Origin of the sequence: Phytohabitans aurantiacus (assembly GCF_027923225.1) — a bacterium.
Classification (GTDB): domain Bacteria; phylum Actinomycetota; class Actinomycetes; order Mycobacteriales; family Micromonosporaceae; genus Phytohabitans; species Phytohabitans aurantiacus.
Map to the genome: position 1 here is coordinate 226,231 of NZ_BSDI01000004.1, position 19,556 is coordinate 245,786.

At 69.9% G+C, this 19,556-nt stretch carries 17 protein-coding genes and 1 tRNA gene; 7 read left to right on the forward strand and 11 right to left on the reverse strand.

The window, feature by feature from the left end:
• Positions 1-8: 8 nt before the first annotated feature.
• From QMG73_RS05660 to QMG73_RS05675, 4 genes are read left to right on the forward strand one after another with little or no spacing between them, the layout of a single operon-like run.
• Positions 9-476, forward strand: coding sequence for a hypothetical protein (locus QMG73_RS05660; RefSeq protein WP_281892892.1), 468 nt, complete (start codon positions 9-11; stop codon positions 474-476).
• A gap of 39 nt (positions 477-515) precedes the next feature.
• Positions 516-2,435, forward strand: a complete 1,920-nt coding sequence (locus QMG73_RS05665) for a TPM domain-containing protein (protein WP_281892893.1) — start codon at positions 516-518, stop codon at positions 2,433-2,435.
• A gap of 41 nt (positions 2,436-2,476) precedes the next feature.
• Positions 2,477-3,679, forward strand: a complete 1,203-nt coding sequence (locus QMG73_RS05670; RefSeq protein WP_281892894.1) for a cytochrome P450 — start codon at positions 2,477-2,479, stop codon at positions 3,677-3,679.
• Positions 3,673-3,900: a ferredoxin gene (locus QMG73_RS05675; protein ID WP_281892895.1), complete on the forward strand. Its 228-nt coding sequence runs from the start codon at positions 3,673-3,675 to the stop codon at positions 3,898-3,900. Before QMG73_RS05670 ends, QMG73_RS05675 begins: the two co-directional genes overlap by 7 nt.
• A 2-nt stretch (positions 3,901-3,902) precedes the next feature.
• Here QMG73_RS05675 and QMG73_RS05680 read toward each other — a convergent pair whose 3' ends face one another.
• The 9 genes from QMG73_RS05680 to QMG73_RS05720 form a co-directional block, all read right to left on the reverse strand.
• The gene (locus QMG73_RS05680) at positions 3,903-4,499 is read right to left on the reverse strand and encodes an RlpA-like double-psi beta-barrel domain-containing protein (RefSeq protein ID WP_281892896.1); all 597 of its coding nucleotides are present in this window, start codon (positions 4,497-4,499) and stop codon (positions 3,903-3,905) included.
• A 57-nt stretch (positions 4,500-4,556) separates the two neighbouring features.
• Positions 4,557-5,348 (reverse strand): putative protein N(5)-glutamine methyltransferase, encoded by a 792-nt coding sequence (locus tag QMG73_RS05685; RefSeq protein WP_281892897.1) that lies wholly within the window; start codon positions 5,346-5,348, stop codon positions 4,557-4,559.
• A 147-nt stretch (positions 5,349-5,495) separates the two neighbouring features.
• Positions 5,496-6,083, reverse strand: coding sequence for a hypothetical protein (locus tag QMG73_RS05690; RefSeq protein WP_281892898.1), 588 nt, complete (start codon positions 6,081-6,083; stop codon positions 5,496-5,498).
• 48 nt (positions 6,084-6,131) lie between these two features.
• Positions 6,132-7,568: a serine/threonine-protein kinase gene (locus QMG73_RS05695; protein WP_281892899.1), complete on the reverse strand. Its 1,437-nt coding sequence runs from the start codon at positions 7,566-7,568 to the stop codon at positions 6,132-6,134.
• Positions 7,569-7,630: 62 nt separating this feature from the next.
• Positions 7,631-8,527: an anchored repeat-type ABC transporter permease subunit gene (locus QMG73_RS05700; RefSeq protein WP_281892900.1), complete on the reverse strand. Its 897-nt coding sequence runs from the start codon at positions 8,525-8,527 to the stop codon at positions 7,631-7,633.
• A complete protein-coding gene (locus tag QMG73_RS05705) occupies positions 8,524-9,276 on the reverse strand; it encodes an anchored repeat-type ABC transporter ATP-binding subunit (RefSeq protein WP_281892901.1) in 753 nt (250 codons plus the stop codon). The genes QMG73_RS05700 and QMG73_RS05705 overlap by 4 nt, the downstream gene beginning before the upstream one ends.
• The gene (locus tag QMG73_RS05710; RefSeq protein ID WP_281892902.1) at positions 9,273-10,097 is read right to left on the reverse strand and encodes a TIGR03773 family transporter-associated surface protein; all 825 of its coding nucleotides are present in this window, start codon (positions 10,095-10,097) and stop codon (positions 9,273-9,275) included. The genes QMG73_RS05705 and QMG73_RS05710 overlap by 4 nt, the downstream gene beginning before the upstream one ends.
• Positions 10,097-11,638: an anchored repeat ABC transporter, substrate-binding protein gene (locus QMG73_RS05715; RefSeq protein WP_281892903.1), complete on the reverse strand. Its 1,542-nt coding sequence runs from the start codon at positions 11,636-11,638 to the stop codon at positions 10,097-10,099. The genes QMG73_RS05710 and QMG73_RS05715 overlap by 1 nt, the downstream gene beginning before the upstream one ends.
• Positions 11,635-13,563, reverse strand: coding sequence for a TIGR03773 family transporter-associated surface protein (locus tag QMG73_RS05720; protein ID WP_281892904.1), 1,929 nt, complete (start codon positions 13,561-13,563; stop codon positions 11,635-11,637). Before QMG73_RS05720 ends, QMG73_RS05715 begins: the two co-directional genes overlap by 4 nt.
• A 174-nt stretch (positions 13,564-13,737) precedes the next feature.
• Between QMG73_RS05720 and QMG73_RS05725 the strand changes: the two genes are divergently transcribed.
• From QMG73_RS05725 to QMG73_RS05735, 3 genes are all read left to right on the forward strand, one after another.
• The gene (locus tag QMG73_RS05725) at positions 13,738-14,394 is read left to right on the forward strand and encodes a choice-of-anchor M domain-containing protein (RefSeq protein WP_281892905.1); all 657 of its coding nucleotides are present in this window, start codon (positions 13,738-13,740) and stop codon (positions 14,392-14,394) included.
• A gap of 5 nt (positions 14,395-14,399) precedes the next feature.
• Positions 14,400-15,056 carry a choice-of-anchor M domain-containing protein gene (locus QMG73_RS05730; RefSeq protein WP_281892906.1) on the forward strand — a complete coding sequence of 219 codons (657 nt, stop codon included), beginning with the start codon at positions 14,400-14,402 and terminating at the stop codon, positions 15,054-15,056.
• Positions 15,057-15,239: 183 nt separating this feature from the next.
• Positions 15,240-18,575 carry a S8 family serine peptidase gene (locus QMG73_RS05735; RefSeq protein ID WP_281892907.1) on the forward strand — a complete coding sequence of 1,112 codons (3,336 nt, stop codon included), beginning with the start codon at positions 15,240-15,242 and terminating at the stop codon, positions 18,573-18,575.
• 150 nt (positions 18,576-18,725) lie between these two features.
• Here the strand turns inward: QMG73_RS05735 and QMG73_RS05740 are convergent.
• Both QMG73_RS05740 and QMG73_RS05745 read right to left on the reverse strand, forming a co-directional pair.
• A tRNA-Ala gene (locus tag QMG73_RS05740) sits at positions 18,726-18,798 on the reverse strand.
• Between the two features lie 70 nt (positions 18,799-18,868).
• Positions 18,869-19,459 carry a YqgE/AlgH family protein gene (locus QMG73_RS05745; RefSeq protein WP_281892908.1) on the reverse strand — a complete coding sequence of 197 codons (591 nt, stop codon included), beginning with the start codon at positions 19,457-19,459 and terminating at the stop codon, positions 18,869-18,871.
• Positions 19,460-19,556: the final 97 nt, after the last annotated feature.

Below are 19,556 nucleotides of genomic sequence, written 5' to 3' on the forward strand. Positions count from 1 at the left end.
GTAGCCGGGTGCGAGGTGGACTCGACGACGCGCTGGAGCGGCTGGCCCGGCGTGATCAGCTACGCAAGCGTGTCGTGCCTTCCGACGGCTCCTCGGCCAGCAACGGCGTCTACGGCTCTCCCAGCGGCAACGGCTCGTCGGGCGGCATTGGCTCGTCGGGCGGGATCGGCGAGGTGGTCGAGGCCGTGCGGCGGATCGTCGAGCGCCACCCCGAGCTGTCGGTGACCGTGTACGGCGAAGAGGGCGAGGTCAGCGCCGAGATCCGGATCGCGCGCCGGGAAGGCGTCGTGGAGGCGACCGTCGTGGCCGCCGAGGGCCCGATCTCCGCCACCGCATCGGTGCCGGCCCCACCGCCAGCGCTTCCCGGCCCGCCCGCCTGGCCACTCGCGACGGAGAGCAACCCGGGCGCGGCCGCACGGCTCGCCGAGCTGATCCGGCAGGACCCTTCGCTGCTCACCGGCCCGGAAGAGCGCTGACCGCACTGCCCTAGCCCTTGATTGCCCTAGCCTGTACCAGTGCCGTTGATCTCGCGCTGGGTGCCGGTCCTGCTCGCCTCGCTGATCGGTGCCGCCCTCGTCGCGGCGCCCGCCCGCGCGGACTCGCCTATGCGCCTCGACGGGCAGGTCACCGACGAGGTGGGCGCCCTCGACGGCCGCGAGCCGGAGGTCACCGCCGCGCTCGACCGGCTGCGCGACGCCAACGGGCTCCAGCTCTTCGTGGTCTACGTGCGGTCGTTCGACGGTACGCCGGCGCAGGAGTGGGCCGACGAGACCGCCACCCGCAGCGATCTTGGCCAGCGCGACGCGGTACTCGCCGTCGCCACCCGCGACCGGTCCTACGCGTACGCCTTCGACGCCGGCTACCCGCTGACGGACGCGCAGCTCGACAGCGTGGCCGCGGTCGCCATCGAGCCGGCGCTGCGCGAGAACGACTGGGCCGGCGCGGCCATCGGAGCCGCCGACGGGTACCGGGCGGTGCTCGCCGGCCAGCCGGTGCGCGCCCCAGCGATCACGCCGGGCGACCCCGATCCCAACGGCGGTGGTAGCGGCAGTTTCGCTCTCGGTGCGGTGATCTGTCTGGTGATCCCCGCCGTCCTGATCGGACTGGTGGTGTGGCTGGTGATCCGCGCGCGCCGTCGCCGGCCGCAGGCCACTCCAACCGGCCCGCCGCCCGTGAGCACCGCCGAGCTGACCACGCGCGCCAACGCGCTGCTCGTCGAGCTGGACAACGACCTGCGCGCCAGCGAGCAGGAGCTGTCGCTCGCCACCGGCCGGTACGGTGCCGAGGCGACCGCCTCGTTCACGGCGGCGCTGGAGAGCGCGCGCCAGGATGTGGCCGAGGCGTTCCGGCTGCGGCTCACGCTCGACGAGACGCCCGAGCCGGACGAGCCCGCCCGGCGCGCGGCGCTCGAAGAGATCATCCGGCGGTGCGAGGCCGCCGACCAGCGGCTGGACGCGGAGTCGGAGGCGTTCGACGAGCTGCGCGGCTTGGAGTCGAGGATCGAGCCGGAGCGCCTGGAGCTGTCGGAGCGCTGTGCCGCCGCGGAGGCGAAGCTGCCCACGACGGGTACGACCATCGAGGCGCTGCGGGGCAGGTACACCGGGCCGGTGGTAGCTGGCGTGCTGGGAAACGCGGACCAGGCGCGCGAGCGGCTCGAGTTCGCCGAAACGACGCTCGCGGGCGTCCAGCTCGCTGACCCACCCCGTGCGGCGCTCGCGTTGCGGGCGGCCGAAGAGGCGGTCGCCCAGGCGGAGACGCTGATCGACACCGTGTCGCGTACACAGTCCGATCTGGACAGTGCGCGGGCAGGGATCGACGCGCTCATAGCTGAGGTGGAGTCGGAACTCGCCGCCGTCCCACCGGACGCCGGTGCCGCGGTCGCCGCCGCTCAGCAGGCGCTCGCGTCGACCCGTGCGGCGCTCGCCCAGCCCACGATGGATCCGCTGTCGGCGGTACAGGCGCTGGAGCAAGCCGACGCGGCGCTGGACCGTGCGCTCGCGGAGCAGCGCGACGCCGCCGAACGTGCCGCGCGGGCCCGCGGCATGCTCGATCACGCCCTGCCGGCGGCGCGTGCCGAGGTGTCGGCGGCCGGCAGCTTCATCGCGACCCGGCGCGGTGCGGTGGCCAGCCAGGCACGGGCCTCGCTCGGCGAAGCGCAGCGGCTGCTCGCCCGCGCGGAGGCGCTCGCCACCACCGATCCCGTGGCCGCCGTCGCCGACGCGCAGCGCGCCCAGCAGTTGGCCGCCGAAGCCGGCAGGTCGGCACAGTCCGATGTGCACAGTTGGTCCTCGGGAAGCACCAGCGACCTGCTGACGGGCATCCTGCTGGGCGGCATCATGTCCGGTGGGGGTCACCGGTCGGGTGGCGGATTCCGGGGTGGTGGATTCGGCGGCAGCGGCAGCCGGGCGCGGCGTACCGGTGGCGGGCGCTTCTGAAGGTCATCCAGACATTCGAATATTGAGTACGATGGGTGTCCATGACTGATACCCAGCGTGTAGTTCACGCCTACCCGTTCAGTCCACCCGACCGGTTCAAGCTCGATCCGTTCTACGCTGAGCTGCGCCGGCGCGAGCCACTCACCCGCGTGCGAATGCCGTACGGCGAGGAAGCCTGGTTGGCCACCCGCTATGCCGACGTGCGCACCGTGCTCGGCGACGCGCGGTTCAGCCGGGCCGCGAGCGCCGACCGCGACGAGCCCCGCATCTCTCCGCGCAAGCTCGAAGCCGGCCTCCTGCTGATGGATCCGCCCGAGCACACCCGGCTCCGTCGCCTCGTGGCAAAGGCGTTCACCGCGCGCCGCGTCGAGCAGCTCCGCCCGCGCACCCAGGAAGTCGCCAACGAGCTCGTCGACCGCATGATCGCCACCGGCCCACCCGCCGATCTGGTGCAGCATTTCGCTACGCCGCTGCCGATCACGGTCATTTGCGAGCTGCTGGGCGTGCCCGTCGAAGACCAGGACCGGTTCCACGTCTGGTCAGAAGCGGTCGTCTCCACCACCTCGCTGTCCGTCGAGCAGATCGCCGGATACATCCAGAACCTCTTCGCGTACATGCGCGGTCTCATCGCCCAACGCCGCCAGGAACCCACCGAAGACCTCATCAGCGCACTGGTACGCGTCCGCGACGAGGACAACCAGCGGCTCAGCGAAGACGAGTTGGTGCGGCTCCTCACCGGCCTGCTCGCGGCGGGACACGAAACCACCGTCACGCAGATCCCCAACTTCACGTACGTCCTGCTCACCAACCCCGACAAGCTGGCCGAGCTGCGCGCCGACCCGTCGTTGGTGCCCGCCGCCGTCGAAGAGCTGATGCGATACGTACCGCTGGGTGTGGCATCGTCGTTCGCGCGGTACGCCACCGAAGACGTCGAGCTCGGCGGCGTACTGGTGCGCGCGGGTGAGCCCGTCATCGGGTCGCTGTCGTCGGCCAACCGCGACGAAGAGGTCTTCCCCGACCCCGACTCGCTCGACTTTGGACGGTCGGCCAACCCGCACATCGGCTTCGGCCACGGCGCCCACCACTGCGTCGGCGCTCAGCTCGCTCGCATGGAGCTTCAGGTGGCCATCGACGTGCTCGTACGACGCTTCCCTGAGCTGCGGTTCGCCGTCCCGGAGGAGGAGTTGGAGTGGAAGAGCGGCATGCTCGTACGCGGGCTGAAGCGGATGCCGGTGGCGTGGTAGGCGACGATTGGCGGATCTCCGTAGACGGCGGCACCTGCATCGGCGCGGGCATCTGCGCCGGCACCGCGCCAACGGCGTTCCGCCTCGTCAATGGCGTGTCCACGCCCACACACGACACGGTCGAGGCCGACGACGCGATACGGGCCGCAGCCGAATCCTGCCCGGTCGAGGCGATCACGGTGCGAGACAGGGAAGGCACCGTGATCGCCCCCGAGCCATAGGGTCAGGCGCGCTCGATGAGGGCTCGGCGGATGAGGAACTTGCCGGGCTCGCGCACCTGCTCGAACGCGGCGTTGTTGAGCAGTACGCAGCTGCCCGAAGGCCCGGTCACCTCGACGACGATCGAGCGGTTGTTGTCCACATTGGTCACCCGCAGGCGCGTGCCGGCCGGGAACTGGTTGCTGGAAGCGGCCGGTGCGCCCGCCTCGCCGGAGAGGGTCACGGTGGATCCGGCACAGACCCGCTCGCCGTTGCCGGCCGGGGCGGCAGGAGTGGTCTCCGGTGCCTGCGGCTGTGCCGGTGCTGGTGCTGCCGGGTTGTCGGCGGCCACGGTGGCCGTACAGCCGGCGGTTGCGCGGCGTTGTTGGATGAGGTCGACGACGGCTTGGCGGTTGGCGATTCTGGCAGTGGACAGTGCGTCCGGGTTGCGCTGCTGGTCTGCGATGAAGTTGAGATTGTTGCGCAGCGCGGTATCGAGACCGGCGCACGATTCACCAGCCTGGCCCATGCCGGTGCCGACCGCCAGCGCACCACCGAGAACGACGGCCGACCCGGCGAGCAGGGCGATCCGGCGTCGACTCCAAGTAAACCGTCGCATCATCGTTAACAAACCTTTCTATCGATGTGCGAGGTGGTACGGGTCAGCTGTCCGAGCAGTTCAACGGGAGCGTTTCCACATTGTGCCGACGACCACGGTCGCGTTCAGGTCCTGGTCGCTGGCGACCTCCGGCGCGAGCCCAGCATCGGCGAACGCCTCCACGGCGTGCGGCGCCTGGCCTTCGCTGGTCTCGACGAGCAGGTGACCGCCCGGCGCCAGCCATTGTCCGGCGGCCGCGGCCACCCGCCGCAACACGTCCAACCCGTCGGGACCGCCGTCCAGCGCCACGCGCGGCTCATGGTCACGGGCTTCGGGCGGCAGCAGCGCCACCGCCTCGGTCGGCACGTACGGCACGTTGGCGACCAGAATGTCGATCCTGCCACGCAGGTCGGCGGGGAGCGGCGCGAAGAGGTCGCCCTCGTACACGCGCCCGCCGACCGAAGCGAGGTTGCGGCGCGCGCACCGCACCGCCACCGGTTCGACGTCCACGGCGTACAACTCGATGCCACCGTCACGAGCGGCGGCTACGGCGGCGCCCAGCGCGCCCGAGCCGCAGCACATGTCGACCACGACAGCCGGAGTCGGGCATCGGGCGATCGCCTGGGTGGCGAGGAACTCGGTGCGTCGACGCGGCACGAACACCCCGGGTTCGACGGCTATCCGTAGGCCATGGAACCGCACCCAGCCGAGAACATGTTCGAGCGGCTGGCCAGCGACCCTCCGATCGACCATCGCGACGAGATCGGCCGGGGTGGTGGCCGTTGACATGAGCAGGTGCGCCTCGTCTTCGGCGAAGACACAGCCGGCAGCGCGGAGCCGGGCGACGATGGCGGACTGGTGCGAAGCTGACAAGGAGTACCTTCCGGAGCGCCGGTGGGCACTCCCGGCGTCACCTCGCGGCGAAGGACCGCCCGATGGTGAGGTGGGAGCACCCGGCCTGTACTGGCGAAATGGGTCTCACCTCCTCGACGCTGGCGGGGTCGCGCCCCATTCTGCCACTCAGCGGCGGTTACTCGGCCATGGGTCCGGCAGGTGGCCCGTCTCCCAACGCGGATCCGGCCCGCCGGCGTACTGGGGCTGCTGGTCCTGCAACCCTTCGGCGCCCAGCGGGCGGTTCTCCGGCAACGCGAGCGGAGCGGGCTCGGGCGCGGTGTCCTCGGGTACCGGCCAGCGCCGCCACCGGCTGACGCTGACGATCGCCACGAGCAGTAGAGCGCCCAGCACCATCGTCATCCCGGTCCGCAGCGGCGTGGACGGGTCCGCGTCCCGGCCGCCCAGCGAAACGTTGTTCGGCAACAGGTCCATGACCGTGTCCGGCTCCACCAGCAGCGCCAGATAGCTCGCCGAGTAGAAAAGGCCGGTCGCCGTGGCGCCGAGTGGCGAGAACCGGAGGGTGGCGAGCAGACCGAGCAGCAGGCCGGCGGCGGCGAGACACGCCACGGGCCGCACGAAGTCACCGGTGTCGAACGAGCCGGCGCTGTCCTCGTTGACGAACGCCTGGATCGACCTGTCCTGCCCGTACGCCAGCAGCAACCACGTGAGCGGTGCGATGACGGCGGCGGCGATCAGGGTCCAGAGATGTCGCATGAGTCCTCGTTCTCCCTCTAGGTGATCGCTAGGCGATCGTTAGGCGACCTAGGCGATCGCGGCGATGATCGAGTCGACGATGTTCAGCGCGTTGAATCCGGAGCGGCTCACCTTGCCGTCTTCCAGCAGCTCGCTGAGGCGCGCGTCGACCTCGCGGAGCCTCTCCACTGCCTTGCTGTCCCGTCCGCCCTTGAGCCAGTTCGCCGCCCTGTCCACCTGCCTGAGCAGGTCTCGGCCGGCCGCCGCGTCCAGTTCGCCGTTGTCGACCTGGCGCCGGATGAGGCTCGCCAGGCTGGTGACCCGCTCCATCGGCGTGGCGGCGGGCGCGCTGGGAGCTGGCGCCGAGAGCGTGACCTTTGGGCTGGCCGCCGGATCGGGCAGCGTGTCCGACGGCTCCAAGCGCGCCTGGGAACTCACCGTGACCGGACCGGGGACCGGAGCGCCAGCAGGTGTCGTGCCCGCCTCTTCACCCGCCATGACCACCGCCACGGTCGCCACCGTCGCCAGGATCGCGGCGGCGGAGAGCGCGGCTATCCAGTACTGCCGCAGCGACATCGCTGCGCGCGACACCCACGCGGGCAACGCGACCCGCATCCGGTGCCGGCCGATCGGCCGGGATGACGTCCGGGGAAGCACGACCGTGGTGGGATCCGCCTCTGGCGCCGCGCGGATCGCGGCGAGCGCATCGCGTACGTCCGCGGCGCTGGCCGGCCGATCCGCCTGGCTCTTCGCGAGCATCCGCCCGATCAGATCATCAAGCTCCATCGGCACGTCACTGCGCAGCGCCCGTACCGGTACCGGTGGCCGGTCGAGCTGCTGATGGAGAACGGACATAGCGGTCTCGCCGAGAAACGGCGGCCGGCCGGTCAGCATCGCGTGCAGGACGCAGCCGAGGGCGTACAGGTCCGTGCGGGCGTCCACCGGCTCACCGGTCGCCTGCTCCGGCGCCATGTACTCGCAGGTGCCCACCGTCTCGCTGTGGCTGGTCAACGCGGCGCTGCCATCCCTCAACTGAAGCCTTGCGATGCCGAAGTCGCACACCTTCACGACACCCGCGCCGTCGACGAGCAGATTGCCCGGCTTGATGTCGCGGTGGATGACACCGGCGGCGTGCGCGGCCGCGAGCGCGTCGCTGACCTGTTCGGCGATCGCCACCGCGCGTTCGACGGGCAACTGCCCATGCACGCTCAACAGGTCGGCGACCGTGGGCCCGTCGACCAGTTCCATCGCGAGAAACCCGCCGTCATCGTCGACGCCCACGGCGTGGCTGGCCACGATGTTCGGATGATCCAGGTGCGCGACCGTTTGCGCCTCTCGCCGCAGTCGCTCGACCACCACCGGTCGCGCCGCCTGCTCAGGATCCAGCACCTTTACGGCAACTTGGTCACCGGTGTCCAGATCGACCCCGCGCCACACCGTGGCCGTACCACCACGGCCGAGCCGCTTCTCCAGCCGGTACCGTTCACCGACGATGCGGTCCGCCACGCGCCTAGATCCTTCCCTGGCCCGGTCTTCCGCCTGAAAGGGCGCACGGCGGCGCACGGGCGTTACGCCCGCGCGGTGACCTGCGACTCCTTCGGCTGCGCGAGGTCGAGGCGCGGACGGCCACGCGCCCGGATCCTGGCGAGCAGGCCGTGCCGGGGAGCGAAGCCCCAGCTCAGCAGGAAGATGCCGGTGGTGACGAGGACGATCAAACCGCCGGCGGCCAGGTTGAACCAGTACGAAAGGTAGAGGCCGGCGACCGCGGAGATCGCGGCGATGGCCGGGGCGAGCAGCATCATGGCACCGAGCCGATCGGTGAGCAGTCGAGCGCACGCGGCCGGTGTGATCAGCAGCGCCAGGACCAGGATGTTGCCGACCGCCTGGAGCGAGATGACGATCGCGATGGTGACCATGGTGTAGAGCGCCAGGTCCAGGGCGAACACGGGCAGGCCGAGGGCGCGGGCGGTCTCCCGGTCGAGGCCGACCGCGACCAACTCCTTGCGTAGACCGAGGGCGATCAGTAGCAGGGCACCACCGGCGATGGCGACGGTTACCACGTCGCGGTCGCTGATGCCCAGGATCTGTCCGAACAGGAACGACTCCAGTGAGCCGCTGTAGCCCGGCGCGGAGCTGAGCACCACGATGCCGAGGCCAAACGCGGCCGCGAACAGGACCCCGATGACGGTGTCTTCCTTCAGGCGCCGGTTCTGCGCGAAGACTCCAATGAGGACGGCGGTGAGCACACCGGCGACCGCGCCGCCGAGTACGAGGTTGGCCTGGAAGACGAACGCGATCGCGACGCCGGGAAAGACGGCGTGCGCGATGGTGTCGCCGATGAACGCGACGCCGCGCAGCACCACGTGGCTGCCGACCACACCGCACACGATTCCGGACATGACCGCGACCAGAAGCGCGCGCTGCATGAACACGTGCTGCCACGGCTCGGTGAGTAGCTCCATCATGCCGCGTCGGCCTTTCCGAGAGTGCGCGACAGCGCATCGGAGCCGCCGACACCGAACGCGCGCAGCCACACGTCGGGATCGGTGAGCTCAGCGGGCGGGGCGTCGGCGACGACGACGCCGTTGAGCAGGCAGAGCCGCCCGCAAACGGCGGCCGCGGCGGGGAGGTCGTGCGTGGTTATCACGATCGCCTTGCCCTCCTCGCCGAGTTGCCGCAGCAGATCGGTGAGCAGGCTCTGGGTGGGGTTGTCCAGGCCGGTGAACGGCTCGTCGAGCAGCATCAGCTCGGGTCGCAACGCGAGAGCGCGCGCGACGAGTACCCTCTGCCGCTGCCCGCCTGACAGCTCCCCGATCGGGCGGCGCCGCAGCTGTGCCATCCCGACCCGCTCCAGTGCCTCGGCGACCGCGATCCGGTCGGCCCGCCCAGGTGATCGCATCCACCCGATCCGCCGGGCCAGCCCGGCGAGCACCGCCTTCTCGACGTCGATCGGGAAGTCCCAGGCGAACTCGTGCCGCTGCGGCACGTACCCCACCGTGCCGCGAACCTGCGCAGGTGTACGGCCGACGAGCCGGATCTGGCCGGCGGCCAGCGGGAGCAGGCCGAGTACGGCGCGCAGCAGGGTGGTCTTGCCGGCACCGTTGGGCCCGATGAGCCCGACAAGCTCGCCAGCGGCCACCTTCAGGGTGACGTCGGTGAGCACCTGCCGGCCGGCTAGCCGTACCGCCACACCGGAGACGTCCAGCACGGTCATTCCCCCGTCCGGGATGAGGCACGGCGGCGGGTGAGCAGGCCTCCGGCGAGGATGACGAGCAGCACGGCGCCCCCACCGGCCAGCAATGGCCAGACCACAGTGGACTCCTGGACGTCGCGGGTCGCGTGGGCGGGAGTGGGGGGATTGGTGGCGAACGCCGCGGTCGCGTCACCGGCACCCACGAACACGCGCAGGGTGTCACGATCGGACACCTCTCGCCCGTCTGTGGTGGTGCCGGACATCTCCACGTCGAGCAGGTAGCTGCCCGGCGCGGTGAACACCCAGTTGCCGTGCACGTGGGTGTTCACTTCGACGCCGGTGCGTTGGGGCATCGGCTTGGCGCCGTCGAAAACGACCTGTGGCTCGCCGAAGTTTCCGTTGAGGAACAGCACGAAGTGGCCCGGGCCGGTCAGTCCGTGCAGTGTCCAGGTGGCCTCCCGGTTGACGGTCGTGGCCACCCGCGGATCCTGGGTGTTCCAGCCCGGCCAGAGCATGCCAGGCTGTTGGGCTTGCGGCAGCACCCATAGCGGTGCCCCGGTCGCGCCCAGGAATGCGAACCGTTCGTCGGCCGGTACCGTGGTGCGCGCCGCCTCCGCGACCTGGAGCACCACATCGGACAGTGGACGCCAGACCGACGGCCGCGCCGTGTCGTCGCGCAGTTGGAGGGTCCAGGCCCCGTCCACGAAGCGAGGGCCGAGGTCGACATGCCCTTCGTCCAGCACCGTCCGGCCCGTCACCGTGGGCTCATCGGGCTGGACGCTGCTGCCGACCGTCGGTGTCGGGGCGAGGGCAACCACCAGCGCGAGCAGCATCCGCATCATCACGGGCCTCCGAGGCAGTCACGCAACTCGTCCGCGTTGTGCCGCATCATGTCCACATAGGATCGCGCGTGCTCGTCGAACGAGTCGCCGTACAGCTTGCAGATCCGTACCCCTTGGTCCTTGGCGACCTGCGTGAGCACCGCGGCCCGGTTGGCCAGGTGCGGCTCCACGAACACCGCGGGCACGCGCAGGTTTCGGATCGTCTCGGTGAGCTTGGTGACCTGCGCGGCACTGGGCTCCTGGGCGGGGTTGGGCACCACGAAGCCAGCCACCGTCATGTCGTACGCCTTGGCCAGGTACCCGAACGCGTCATGCGTCGTGATCAGCTGGCGCCGGTCAGCGGGGATCCGTCCGATCTGCCCGCGCACGTACTCGTCCAGCTCGTCCAATGTGGCCAGGTACCGCCGTGCGTTGTCCCGGTACGTGGCGGCGCTGTCCGGGTCGGCCTTGACCAGCGCGTCCCGGATCAGCTGGGCGTACGCCTTGGCGTTGCGCACGTCCTCCCACAGGTGCGGGTCGATCTCGCCGTGCACGTGCTTGCCCAGTACCGCCTGCGGGAGCTGGTGGATCCGGGTGCCGGGCGCGCCGATGAAGCCGAACCGCGGATCGTCGGGCACGGTCTCGATCGCCTTGTTCGGCACGTCGATGACCACGTCACCGGCCGGCAGCGAAGCCTGCTTCCGGGCGGCGTCCCCGGAGGCACTCGCGACGTCGCTGTAGGCGTAGATCTGGCCGCTGTCGAGGTCCACTGCGATGTCGGTGTGCCCGTCGCCCAGGATGGTGGCTCCACTGCGGACACTGTGCGGGTCGACGCCCACCGCGAACGTGAACGTGCCCTCCCCCGCCGGTTCGGATACGCCACCGCCGGTACGCAGCGCGGCGCGCAGTGTCAGCCGGTAGATCCCGGGCTTGCTGAACGCCCAGTTGACGTGGGTGTGCGCCGCCGGCGGCAGGCTGACGCTGTCTTTGGCGTCCAGGCCATCGGCGGAGTTGACGTACACCTCCGGCTCACCGAGCGTCTGGGTCAGGTAGACGGCCAGGTGACCGGGGCCGTCAAGCGCGGTTGCCGACAGCAGGATGTCCGAGGACCGGGTGGCGCCGCGCTGCTCGCCGTCGCCACGCACCGCCAGCCCGAGCCAGAGCACGTCCAGCCCGATGTTCTCCACCAACGGAATCACGGTGGCGCCGTACGACTCGGACACCTCGGCGAGGGAGACGTTCGACGCGCCGTCCTTGATGTTCGTGTCGATCGTCTTGATCAGCCCGTGCGGCTCCAGCAGCAGATGGTTGGTGAACGTGACGTCCGCTTTGGACACCTTGACCGCGTCCCCAGGGTTCGGCTCGTACGAATGCGGGTCGCCACCGGACGGCACGATCGAGTCCACCGTGACCTTGTCGCCGCCGACCTGGCGTACCAGGTCGGCGAGGATCTCGGTCGTGGTCACCACCCGCAGCCCGCCGTCACCGGCACCAGCGGCCCGGTCGCATCCCGCGCCGATCAGCAGGGTGACGGCCAGCGCCGCTGACAGGTGCCGCCTCACGACGACCTCCGGCGCCGGTAGGTCAGGGCCACCACGATGCCGCCCGCCAGAAGCAGGCCGGCACCGGCTGTCACCGGCCCCACCAGTGAGGTACCGGTCAACGCCAGCGGCCCGCCGCAACTGTTGCCGGTGTACGTGTACACGCGGCTGCTGACACGCCGCGCCAGTCCGTTGGGGTCGGTGCCGCCCACCGCGAACGTCACCGTGCTGGTGTCGCTGACCGACCGTCCATTCGCGAGGGTGGCACGGTGTGTAAAGGTCAGTTTGTAGGCGCCTTCCCTGGTGAATGCCCAGTTGCCATGCGCGTGCGTGCCGGTCGAGATGGTGTATCGGTCGGGCAGTCCGTCGCCGCTGTTGAAGACGACCCGCGGCTGACCGAACGTCTCGAACAGGTAGATCACCAGCTTGCCGGGACCTTCCACTTTGTCCAGTGACCAGGTGAGGGAGCCACCACGGAGCTGCGCGGCCTGGATCTCCTCGGTGTTCCATCCCAGCCACAGCAGGTTCGAGTTCTGGGTCTGCGGTATCTGCCAGATCCGTGCCCCGGTCGCGCCGAGGAAGCCGAAGTTCCCCGCCGGCACGGCGGTGGCACCGCCCGGCTTCAGGTGCAGGACGACGTCGGCCGGGTCACGCCAGCTGGCGCGGCCAGCCACGGTGCCGTCCTTGATCTGCGCGACGAGGTTGCCGTCGACAAGCCGGGCGGCGTAGTCGACGTGGCCCTGTGCGAGCACGGCGGCGTTGGTGGTGGACGTGCTGGTCGAGGTGTGCGTCGTTGGTGTGCAGTTCGGCGACGGGCTGGTCGCCGGCGAAGTGGTCGTACTCGAAGGGGCTGTACTCGACGGCGCCGCGCTCGTCCTCGAAGGTGCCACGGTGGTACGCGAAGGGGCCGCTGTCGCTGGCGCGGAAGCGGTGGGAGTCGGCGTCGGACTCGACGAGGGCGTGCCCGTTCCCGCTACCACGAGGGTGATCGGCGGCGACGTCGACGGCGTGTGGTCGTTGGCATAGGTCGGCGTGTACCGCGCCGTCAGCGGGTGCGAGCCGCCGGCCAGCGCGGACGTGGTCAGCACCGCCTGGCCCGCGGTGACCGCCGTGAAGCCGAGCGATGCGGTGCCGTCGAAGAACTCCACCCAACCGGCCGCGGTGACCGGAGACACCGCCGCGGTGAGCGTGACCTTGTCACCGACGGAAGGTTCTGTCGGGTTCACCGACAGCGTGACCTGGGCCTGCTCCGGCGCCACGTCTCCGACGTACCAGGTGTAGGTGGCGCGTGCCGGCGCCAGCGGGGTGCCGTTCGCGGTACTCGCCCGCGCCTCGAAGGTGAGCTGGTACCTGCCCAGCGCGGAGAACGCCCAGTTGGCATGGGTGTGCGAGGAGACCGACTGGCGCAGCGTGCGGATGTTGGCGTCGGTGCCGCTGAACATCCGCACCGGCATGCCGGCCACGTCGTTCCCGAAAATCTCCACCCGACCCGGCCCGGTGACGTCGACCAGGCTGAGGTCGACGGCGTCGCCGGCCAGGACGCCGGGCAGGATGGACTCGGTATCCCATCCGGCGAACACCAGCTCATCCGCCTCGGTCTGCGGAGCGATCCACACTGGATCGCCCGGGCCGCCGAGGAACGCGAACTCCGGCATGTCAGGCACCGAAAACCGGGAGACCTGGTCGATGTCCTTGAGCTGGAAGAGCACGTCGGGCGGTTCGTAGAGGTCGTACGGCAACTCGCCACCGCGACTGCGCATCCGCAGCGCGCCATCGGCGTACTCGACGTGGATGACGTCGGTGTGCACGTCGTTGAGCACCGTCCGAAGTCCGCTGTCCGGCGGTGCACCGGCGGCGCCGCCCGCCACCACCAGCGGTGCCGCGGCCACCGCTGCCAGCAGACCCAGCAGTGCCGCGACCCATCGCCGCCGTCTCGCATATCGCATGAGAAGCTCCCCGCCCACAATTTGAACATGATTATCGTTAGCTTCTTCTACTCTGTCCAGTCCGGCATATCCGGCGAAACCGAGCGGTCCTATGTGGACGTTGACAGCTAGATGAAAATCGTTATCGTTTCGATCTAGCCGGTCGACGGCTCACAGAGACCCAGGAGGATCTACATGCGTGCGAGAGCCACGCTGCTGACCGCGGCCACCGCGGTTGCCACCGCCGCCACCTTGGCCTGGGCGGCACCCGCCCAGGCCGGATCGCTGGTGGTGCTGTCACAGGGACACGTCGACATCGTCGATGTCGCTTACGAAGACGGCGCATTCGAAATCGCCGTACACGACGAGACCGTGGAGCCGGGCGTCGAGCGCGACCCCGACGACGTGCTCTTCTGGGCCAAGCCGGAGTCGGCCGTCACGGTGCCCGACGACACCCGGTACGCGTTCCTCGGCAGCCCAGGCGCTTCCGTCTACGTCCTGCCGGAGGTCGAGAACGAGACCCTGCTCTTCCCCGGCCTCGCGACCGAGGAACTGGAGCCGGGCGTCTTCGCGGGCGACACCGTGCAGATCCGGTTCAAGAAGGTGATCGGCCCGGACGGGGTCAGCCTCTTCACCACCGACCCCGCCGGCAACCCCGTCGTCCTGGTGGACAGCGAAGACGGCCTGCCAGACAGCATCACGCTGGCGACGGGCACGCACATGCACGAGAACTGGGCTTTCGAGAAGCCCGGCTACTACCTCATCAAGGTCGACGTGACCGGCGTACTGGCCGGCACGGGAGCGACCGTCACCTCGGAGCCGGCCTGGCTCAGGTTCAAGGTCGGGAGCTGACACCCATGCGTAGATTCACCAGCCGGCTGCTCACCACGGCGGCGGCCGCCACCGCGGTCGTTGTCGGATTCACGACCGCACCGGCACACGCGGCCACCATCTCCACCGGCCACATCGACGCGCTCGACGTCGACCTGTCCGGCACCACCGTCACGCTCGACATCAAGACGTACGGCACCGGGGCTGACGATGACGTCTCTCCGGCCGGCAACACCATCCAACTCACCCCGCTCACCGACTACGACCTCGTCGTACCGAGCAGCCCGTCCTCGTGGGCGTGTGTCGGCACAGCCGGATCCACCGTCTATGTCGCACCGGCCTCGGTGAGCGGAAGCGACACTCGGGTCTGGCCCGGCTGGAACGCCGAAGACGTGGCCAGCGGCAACCGCCCGGTCACGTTGGAGCTGGTCAGCGTCTCCGGACCCGGCCACGTCACGCTCTACACCACCTCCGGCTTTCCCGCCGCTCCCACCGTCACGTTGAGCAACAGCACGGCCAGCGGTTGCGCGAAGTCCACCGCGGCCGTCGGCAGCGGAACCCCGCACGGGCACGCCAATTGGGCATTCTCCGCCGCCGGGGATTACACGCTGACCTTCAAAGCCACCGTCACCGGCGGTTACACCTCAGGCAACGTCGCCTACACCTTCAAGATCGGACCCTGACGCCTCGGTCCCTGGCCGGCCCGGGCTGCCGGCCAGGGACAGGTAACAGAACCTGCGTGTGGCCTGTGTTTTCGGTGATCCGCGTGCGATCATGCCCACACCCCCACGCGCCGAATTTGCGCTGACCGGTGATGCCGCCAGGCGCGAACAAGGCGCGTAACGCTTTCCCTTGGAGGGGATCGGATGCGCCAAAAGAAGTGGCTGCGGGCCGGATTCGCGGCCGCTCTTGCCGTGCCGCTAGTGGTGGTGTCCGGGGCCAGCCCCGGTGCCGCCGCCCCGAGCGGCGATCTCAGCGTGAAGCAGAGTCTCCAACCGACCGACCGCGTGTCCGCCGCGAAGGCGCCCACCAGCCGGCTGGCCCAGACCGACCCGACGCTGCTGAGCCGTACCGAGTCCACACGAATCCCGGTTCTGGTCAAGATGGACTACGACCCGGTCGCCACATACAGCGGCGGCATCGCCGGTCTGGCCGCGACGAGCCCCGGCGAGACCGGTCGCAAGCTCGGCCGCGGCGCCACTGAGCAGGCGTACGAAAAGCACATCGCGCGACGCGAGCAGGAGATCGTCGCCGACCTCACCAAGGCCGTGCCCAGCACCACCGTGCGGCAGCGGCTGCGCACCGTGTACGGCGGCGTGTCGGCCATCGTGCCGGCCAACAAGGTCGGCGACCTGCTGAAGGTCGACGGCGTGGTCGCGGTGCAGAAGGACGAGCTGCGGCAGCCGCTGACCGACTCCAGCGCCGCGTTCATCGGTGCCACCAGCACGTACGGCGCGCTGGGCGGCGCGAAGAACGCGGGTGCCGGAATCATCATCGGTGTCATCGACACCGGCGCCTGGCCGGAGCACCCCTCGTTCGCCGACAAGGGCAACCTGAACGCCCCGCCGGCCAAGGCCGACGGCACGCCGCGCAAGTGCGACTTCGGCGACAACCCGCTGACGTCGCAGAACGACGTGTTCGCGTGCAACAACAAGCTCATCGGCGGCGCGCCGTTCCTGGACACGTACCTCGCCCTCAACGGCGGCGAGGACTACGTGTCCGCGCGCGACAGCGGCGGCCACGGTACCCACACGGCGTCGACCGCGGCGGGCAACGTACTCGAATCGGCGCCGGTCTTCGGCGTGGAGCGCGGTCCGGTCCAGGGCATCGCGCCGGGCGCGTGGCTGTCGGTCTACAAGGCCCTCGGCGAGCAGGGCGGATACTCCTCCGACCTCTCGGCCGCGATCGGGCAGGCGGTACTCGACGGCGTCGACGTCATCAACTACTCGATCTCGGGTGGCAGCAGCCCGTTCACCGACCCGGCAGAACTGGCGTTCCTCGACGCGTACGCGGCCGGCGTCTTCGTCTCCGCGTCCGCGGGCAACTCCGGGCCCGGCTCGGCGACCACCGACCACGTCTCGCCGTGGGTCACCACCGTCGCCGCCTCGACACAGACCCGCGAGTTCAACTCCACGCTGACCCTCCACGCCGGTGCCGACACGCTGACCCTCAAGGGCGCCTCGATCACCGCTGGCGTCACCGCGGAGACCCCGGTCGTGATGGCCGAGTCGGCAGCCGGCTACGCGGCCCTGTGCAACGCTCCCGCACCGGCCGGTACCTTCACCGGCAAGATCGTCGCCTGTCAGCGGGGTGGCAACGCCCGCGTCGACAAGGGCTACAACGTCAAGCAGGGCGGCGCGGTCGGCATGGTGCTCTACAACCCCACGCTGGCCGACATCGAGACCGACAACCACTGGCTGCCCGCGGTGCACCTGGCCGACGGCACCCAGTTCAAGGCGTTCATGGCCGCTCACACCGGCGTCACGGGCACGTTCACCGCAGGCCAGAAGGAGAACGGGCAGGCCGACGTGATGGCCGCCTTCTCCTCGCGTGGACCGGGTGGGTTCGGCATCAAGCCGGACATCACGGGCCCTGGTGTGCAGATCCTGGCGGGTAACTCCCCGACCCCGGACGCGATCGAGAACGGCCCGCCCGGCGAGTACTTCCAGGCGATCGCCGGTACGTCGATGTCGGCACCGCACATCGCCGGCGCGGCGGTACTGCTCAAGGCCCTGCACCCCGGCTGGAGCCCCGGACAGATCAAGTCGGCGATGATGACCACGGCCTTCCAGGACGTAGTCAAGGAAGACCTGACCACGCCGGCCGACCCGTTCGACTACGGCAGTGGCCGCATCGACCTGAAGAAGGCCCAGAAGCCGGGCCTGACCTTCGACGAGTCGGCGGAACGGATGCTGGCCCTCGGCAACGACCCGGTCAACGCGGTGCACCTGAACCTGCCGTCGATCAACGCGCCGACCATGCCCGGCCGGCTCACCACGGTCCGCACCGCGAAGAACGTGACCAGCGGCAGCCAGACGTACCGCGTACACGTCAAGGCACCGGCCGGCAGCAAGATCACTGTTACGCCGAACGTTTTCACGCTGGGCGCCGGCAAGTCCAAGAACCTGACGATCACGATCACCTCGACGACCGCGAGCGGTCAGCAGTTCGGTCAGGTGATCCTCGACCCGACCCAGGCCAACCTGCCGACGCTGCACCTGCCGGTGGCCTTCGTGCCGCAGCAGGGCGACGTCACGCTGGCCAGCGACTGCGCCCCGGCGCAGCTGACGCTGGGCGGCACGGCCGACTGCACGATCACGGCGACCAACGAGTCGTCCGGTGACGCCGTGGTCGACCTGGAGACCACCGTCAACCAGAACCTCAAGGTCTCCGGCGTCGAGGGCGCGACCGCCGCCGGCCAGCGCCGCGTGGTGAAGAACGACGTGCCGCTCGCCGGCTCCAGGGCAGGCGTGCCGTCGCTCGACCCGGGCACCATCGCCGGGTACCTCCCGCTGGCCGACTTCGGTGTCGCGCCGTCGCCAATCGGCGATGAAGAGATCATCAACTTCAACGTGCCGGCGTTCGTCTACGGTGGACAGACGTACACCAGGATCGGTGTCGACTCCAACGGGTACGCGGTCGTCGGCGGCGGCACGTCGGAGGACAACAACTGCTGCGAGCTGACCCAGATCCCGGACCCGGCACGGCCGAACAACGTTCTGGCGCCGTTCTGGACCGACCTGGACGGCTCCAACGACCACGGCATCCTGGCCACCGTCCTCAGCGACGGGGTCAGCGACTGGCTGGTCGTGGAGTGGCAGGTCGACGTCTGGGGTACCGACTCCAACCGGCACTTCCAGCTCTGGATCGGGCTCAACGGCGAAGAGGACATCGTCTTCGCCTACGACCCGGACGCCCTGCCCGCCGCTCCCGGCGCGCAGGCACTGATCGTCGGCGCCGAAAACGTCGACGGCAGCGGCGGCGAGCAGCTCCCGGCCGGCACCCTGCCGACCGAAGACCTGCGCATCACCAGCAGCGCTCCCACACCGGGCGCCAAGGTATCGTACGTCGTCCAGGTCACCGGGGTCGGCCTTGGCAAGGGCGTGGTCACCAGCGAAATGACCGCGACCACGGTCCCCGGCGTCACGGTGGTGAGCTCGGAGCTGCCGATCAGGGTCCGCTCTGGCGGCACCGTCCAGTAACACCCAACGGAACCATCTGAGCGCCGTGACCGGTATCCCGGTCACGGCGCTCACCCGTTCAGGCGGTCTGACTCGCGACCATAAAGATCAACGCCCTGGCCTAGGGAGAAGAACTCCCGACCAGGGCGTTACTCGTGCTTACGGTTTGGGTGGAGCCGAGGGGACTCGAACCCCTGACCCCCACACTGCCAGTGTGGTGCGCTACCAGCTGCGCCACGGCCCCAAAACATCCCCGGTCTCCCGGGCACCCGCGCAATATTACACATCCCGCGGTCGCCGGTCACATCCGAGGGTCAGTTGAGCGCTACGTCGGGCGGGAAGTGGGCGACCGCCGCCAGGATGCCGCCCTGCCGGCGCAGCACCATGGACCAGAGGTCCTCCGGCCGCTCGACGAAGGCGTCTCCCGGCAGGGCGTCGAAGACGAACCATGAGCCGCTGGAGATCTCGTCTTCCAACTGCCCGGCGGACCAGCCCGAGTACCCGGCGAACACCCGGATGCCGACCAGGCTGTCCTGGAGCGTCTCCGGGTCGACAGACAGGTCGACCGTGCCCACCGAACCGGACACCGGGTGGAACCCGCGCGCCTTGCGGGCCTCGGGGCGCATCCGGGCCAGGCAGATCGCCGACTCGGGCTGCACCGGGCCACCCTCGAAGAGCACCGCGGGCTCGCGCGCCATCGTGCCCCAGTTGCCCAGCACCTCGGAGACCGGCACTTCGGTCGCCCGGTTGAGCACAACGCCCAGCGCGCCGCCCGCCTCGTGGGCAACGAGCAGGACGACGGTGCGGTCGAAGTTTGGATCCTTCAGGGCGGGGGTCGCGACCAGTAGCTGCCCGGTCATCGACTCCATCGACCGCCCCCCGATTCGCTGCCCCTCTCCGTACATAGCGCCCCGCTACCCGTGCGCGCCTAGTGTCCGGAGCTGATTACCCTCTGGGTCGGTGCGATCGGTGCCGACCATGCGCGCAGTGAACGCCATGCAC

Bases quoted from the DNA above. Each gene is read 5' to 3' on its own strand.
- QMG73_RS05670 (WP_281892894.1), top strand. From the start codon at position 2,477: ATGACTGATACCCAGCGTGTAGTTCACGCCTACCCGTTCAGTCCACCC.
- QMG73_RS05680 (WP_281892896.1), bottom strand. From the start codon at position 4,499: ATGATGCGACGGTTTACTTGGAGTCGACGCCGGATCGCCCTGCTCGCC.
- QMG73_RS05690 (WP_281892898.1), bottom strand. From the start codon at position 6,083: ATGCGACATCTCTGGACCCTGATCGCCGCCGCCGTCATCGCACCGCTC.
- QMG73_RS05700 (WP_281892900.1), bottom strand. From the start codon at position 8,527: ATGATGGAGCTACTCACCGAGCCGTGGCAGCACGTGTTCATGCAGCGC.
- QMG73_RS05705 (WP_281892901.1), bottom strand. From the start codon at position 9,276: ATGACCGTGCTGGACGTCTCCGGTGTGGCGGTACGGCTAGCCGGCCGG.
- QMG73_RS05710 (WP_281892902.1), bottom strand. From the start codon at position 10,097: ATGATGCGGATGCTGCTCGCGCTGGTGGTTGCCCTCGCCCCGACACCG.
- QMG73_RS05720 (WP_281892904.1), bottom strand. From the start codon at position 13,563: ATGCGATATGCGAGACGGCGGCGATGGGTCGCGGCACTGCTGGGTCTG.
- QMG73_RS05725 (WP_281892905.1), top strand. From the start codon at position 13,738: ATGCGTGCGAGAGCCACGCTGCTGACCGCGGCCACCGCGGTTGCCACC.
- QMG73_RS05730 (WP_281892906.1), top strand. From the start codon at position 14,400: ATGCGTAGATTCACCAGCCGGCTGCTCACCACGGCGGCGGCCGCCACC.
- QMG73_RS05735 (WP_281892907.1), top strand. From the start codon at position 15,240: ATGCGCCAAAAGAAGTGGCTGCGGGCCGGATTCGCGGCCGCTCTTGCC.
- QMG73_RS05745 (WP_281892908.1), bottom strand. From the start codon at position 19,459: ATGTACGGAGAGGGGCAGCGAATCGGGGGGCGGTCGATGGAGTCGATG.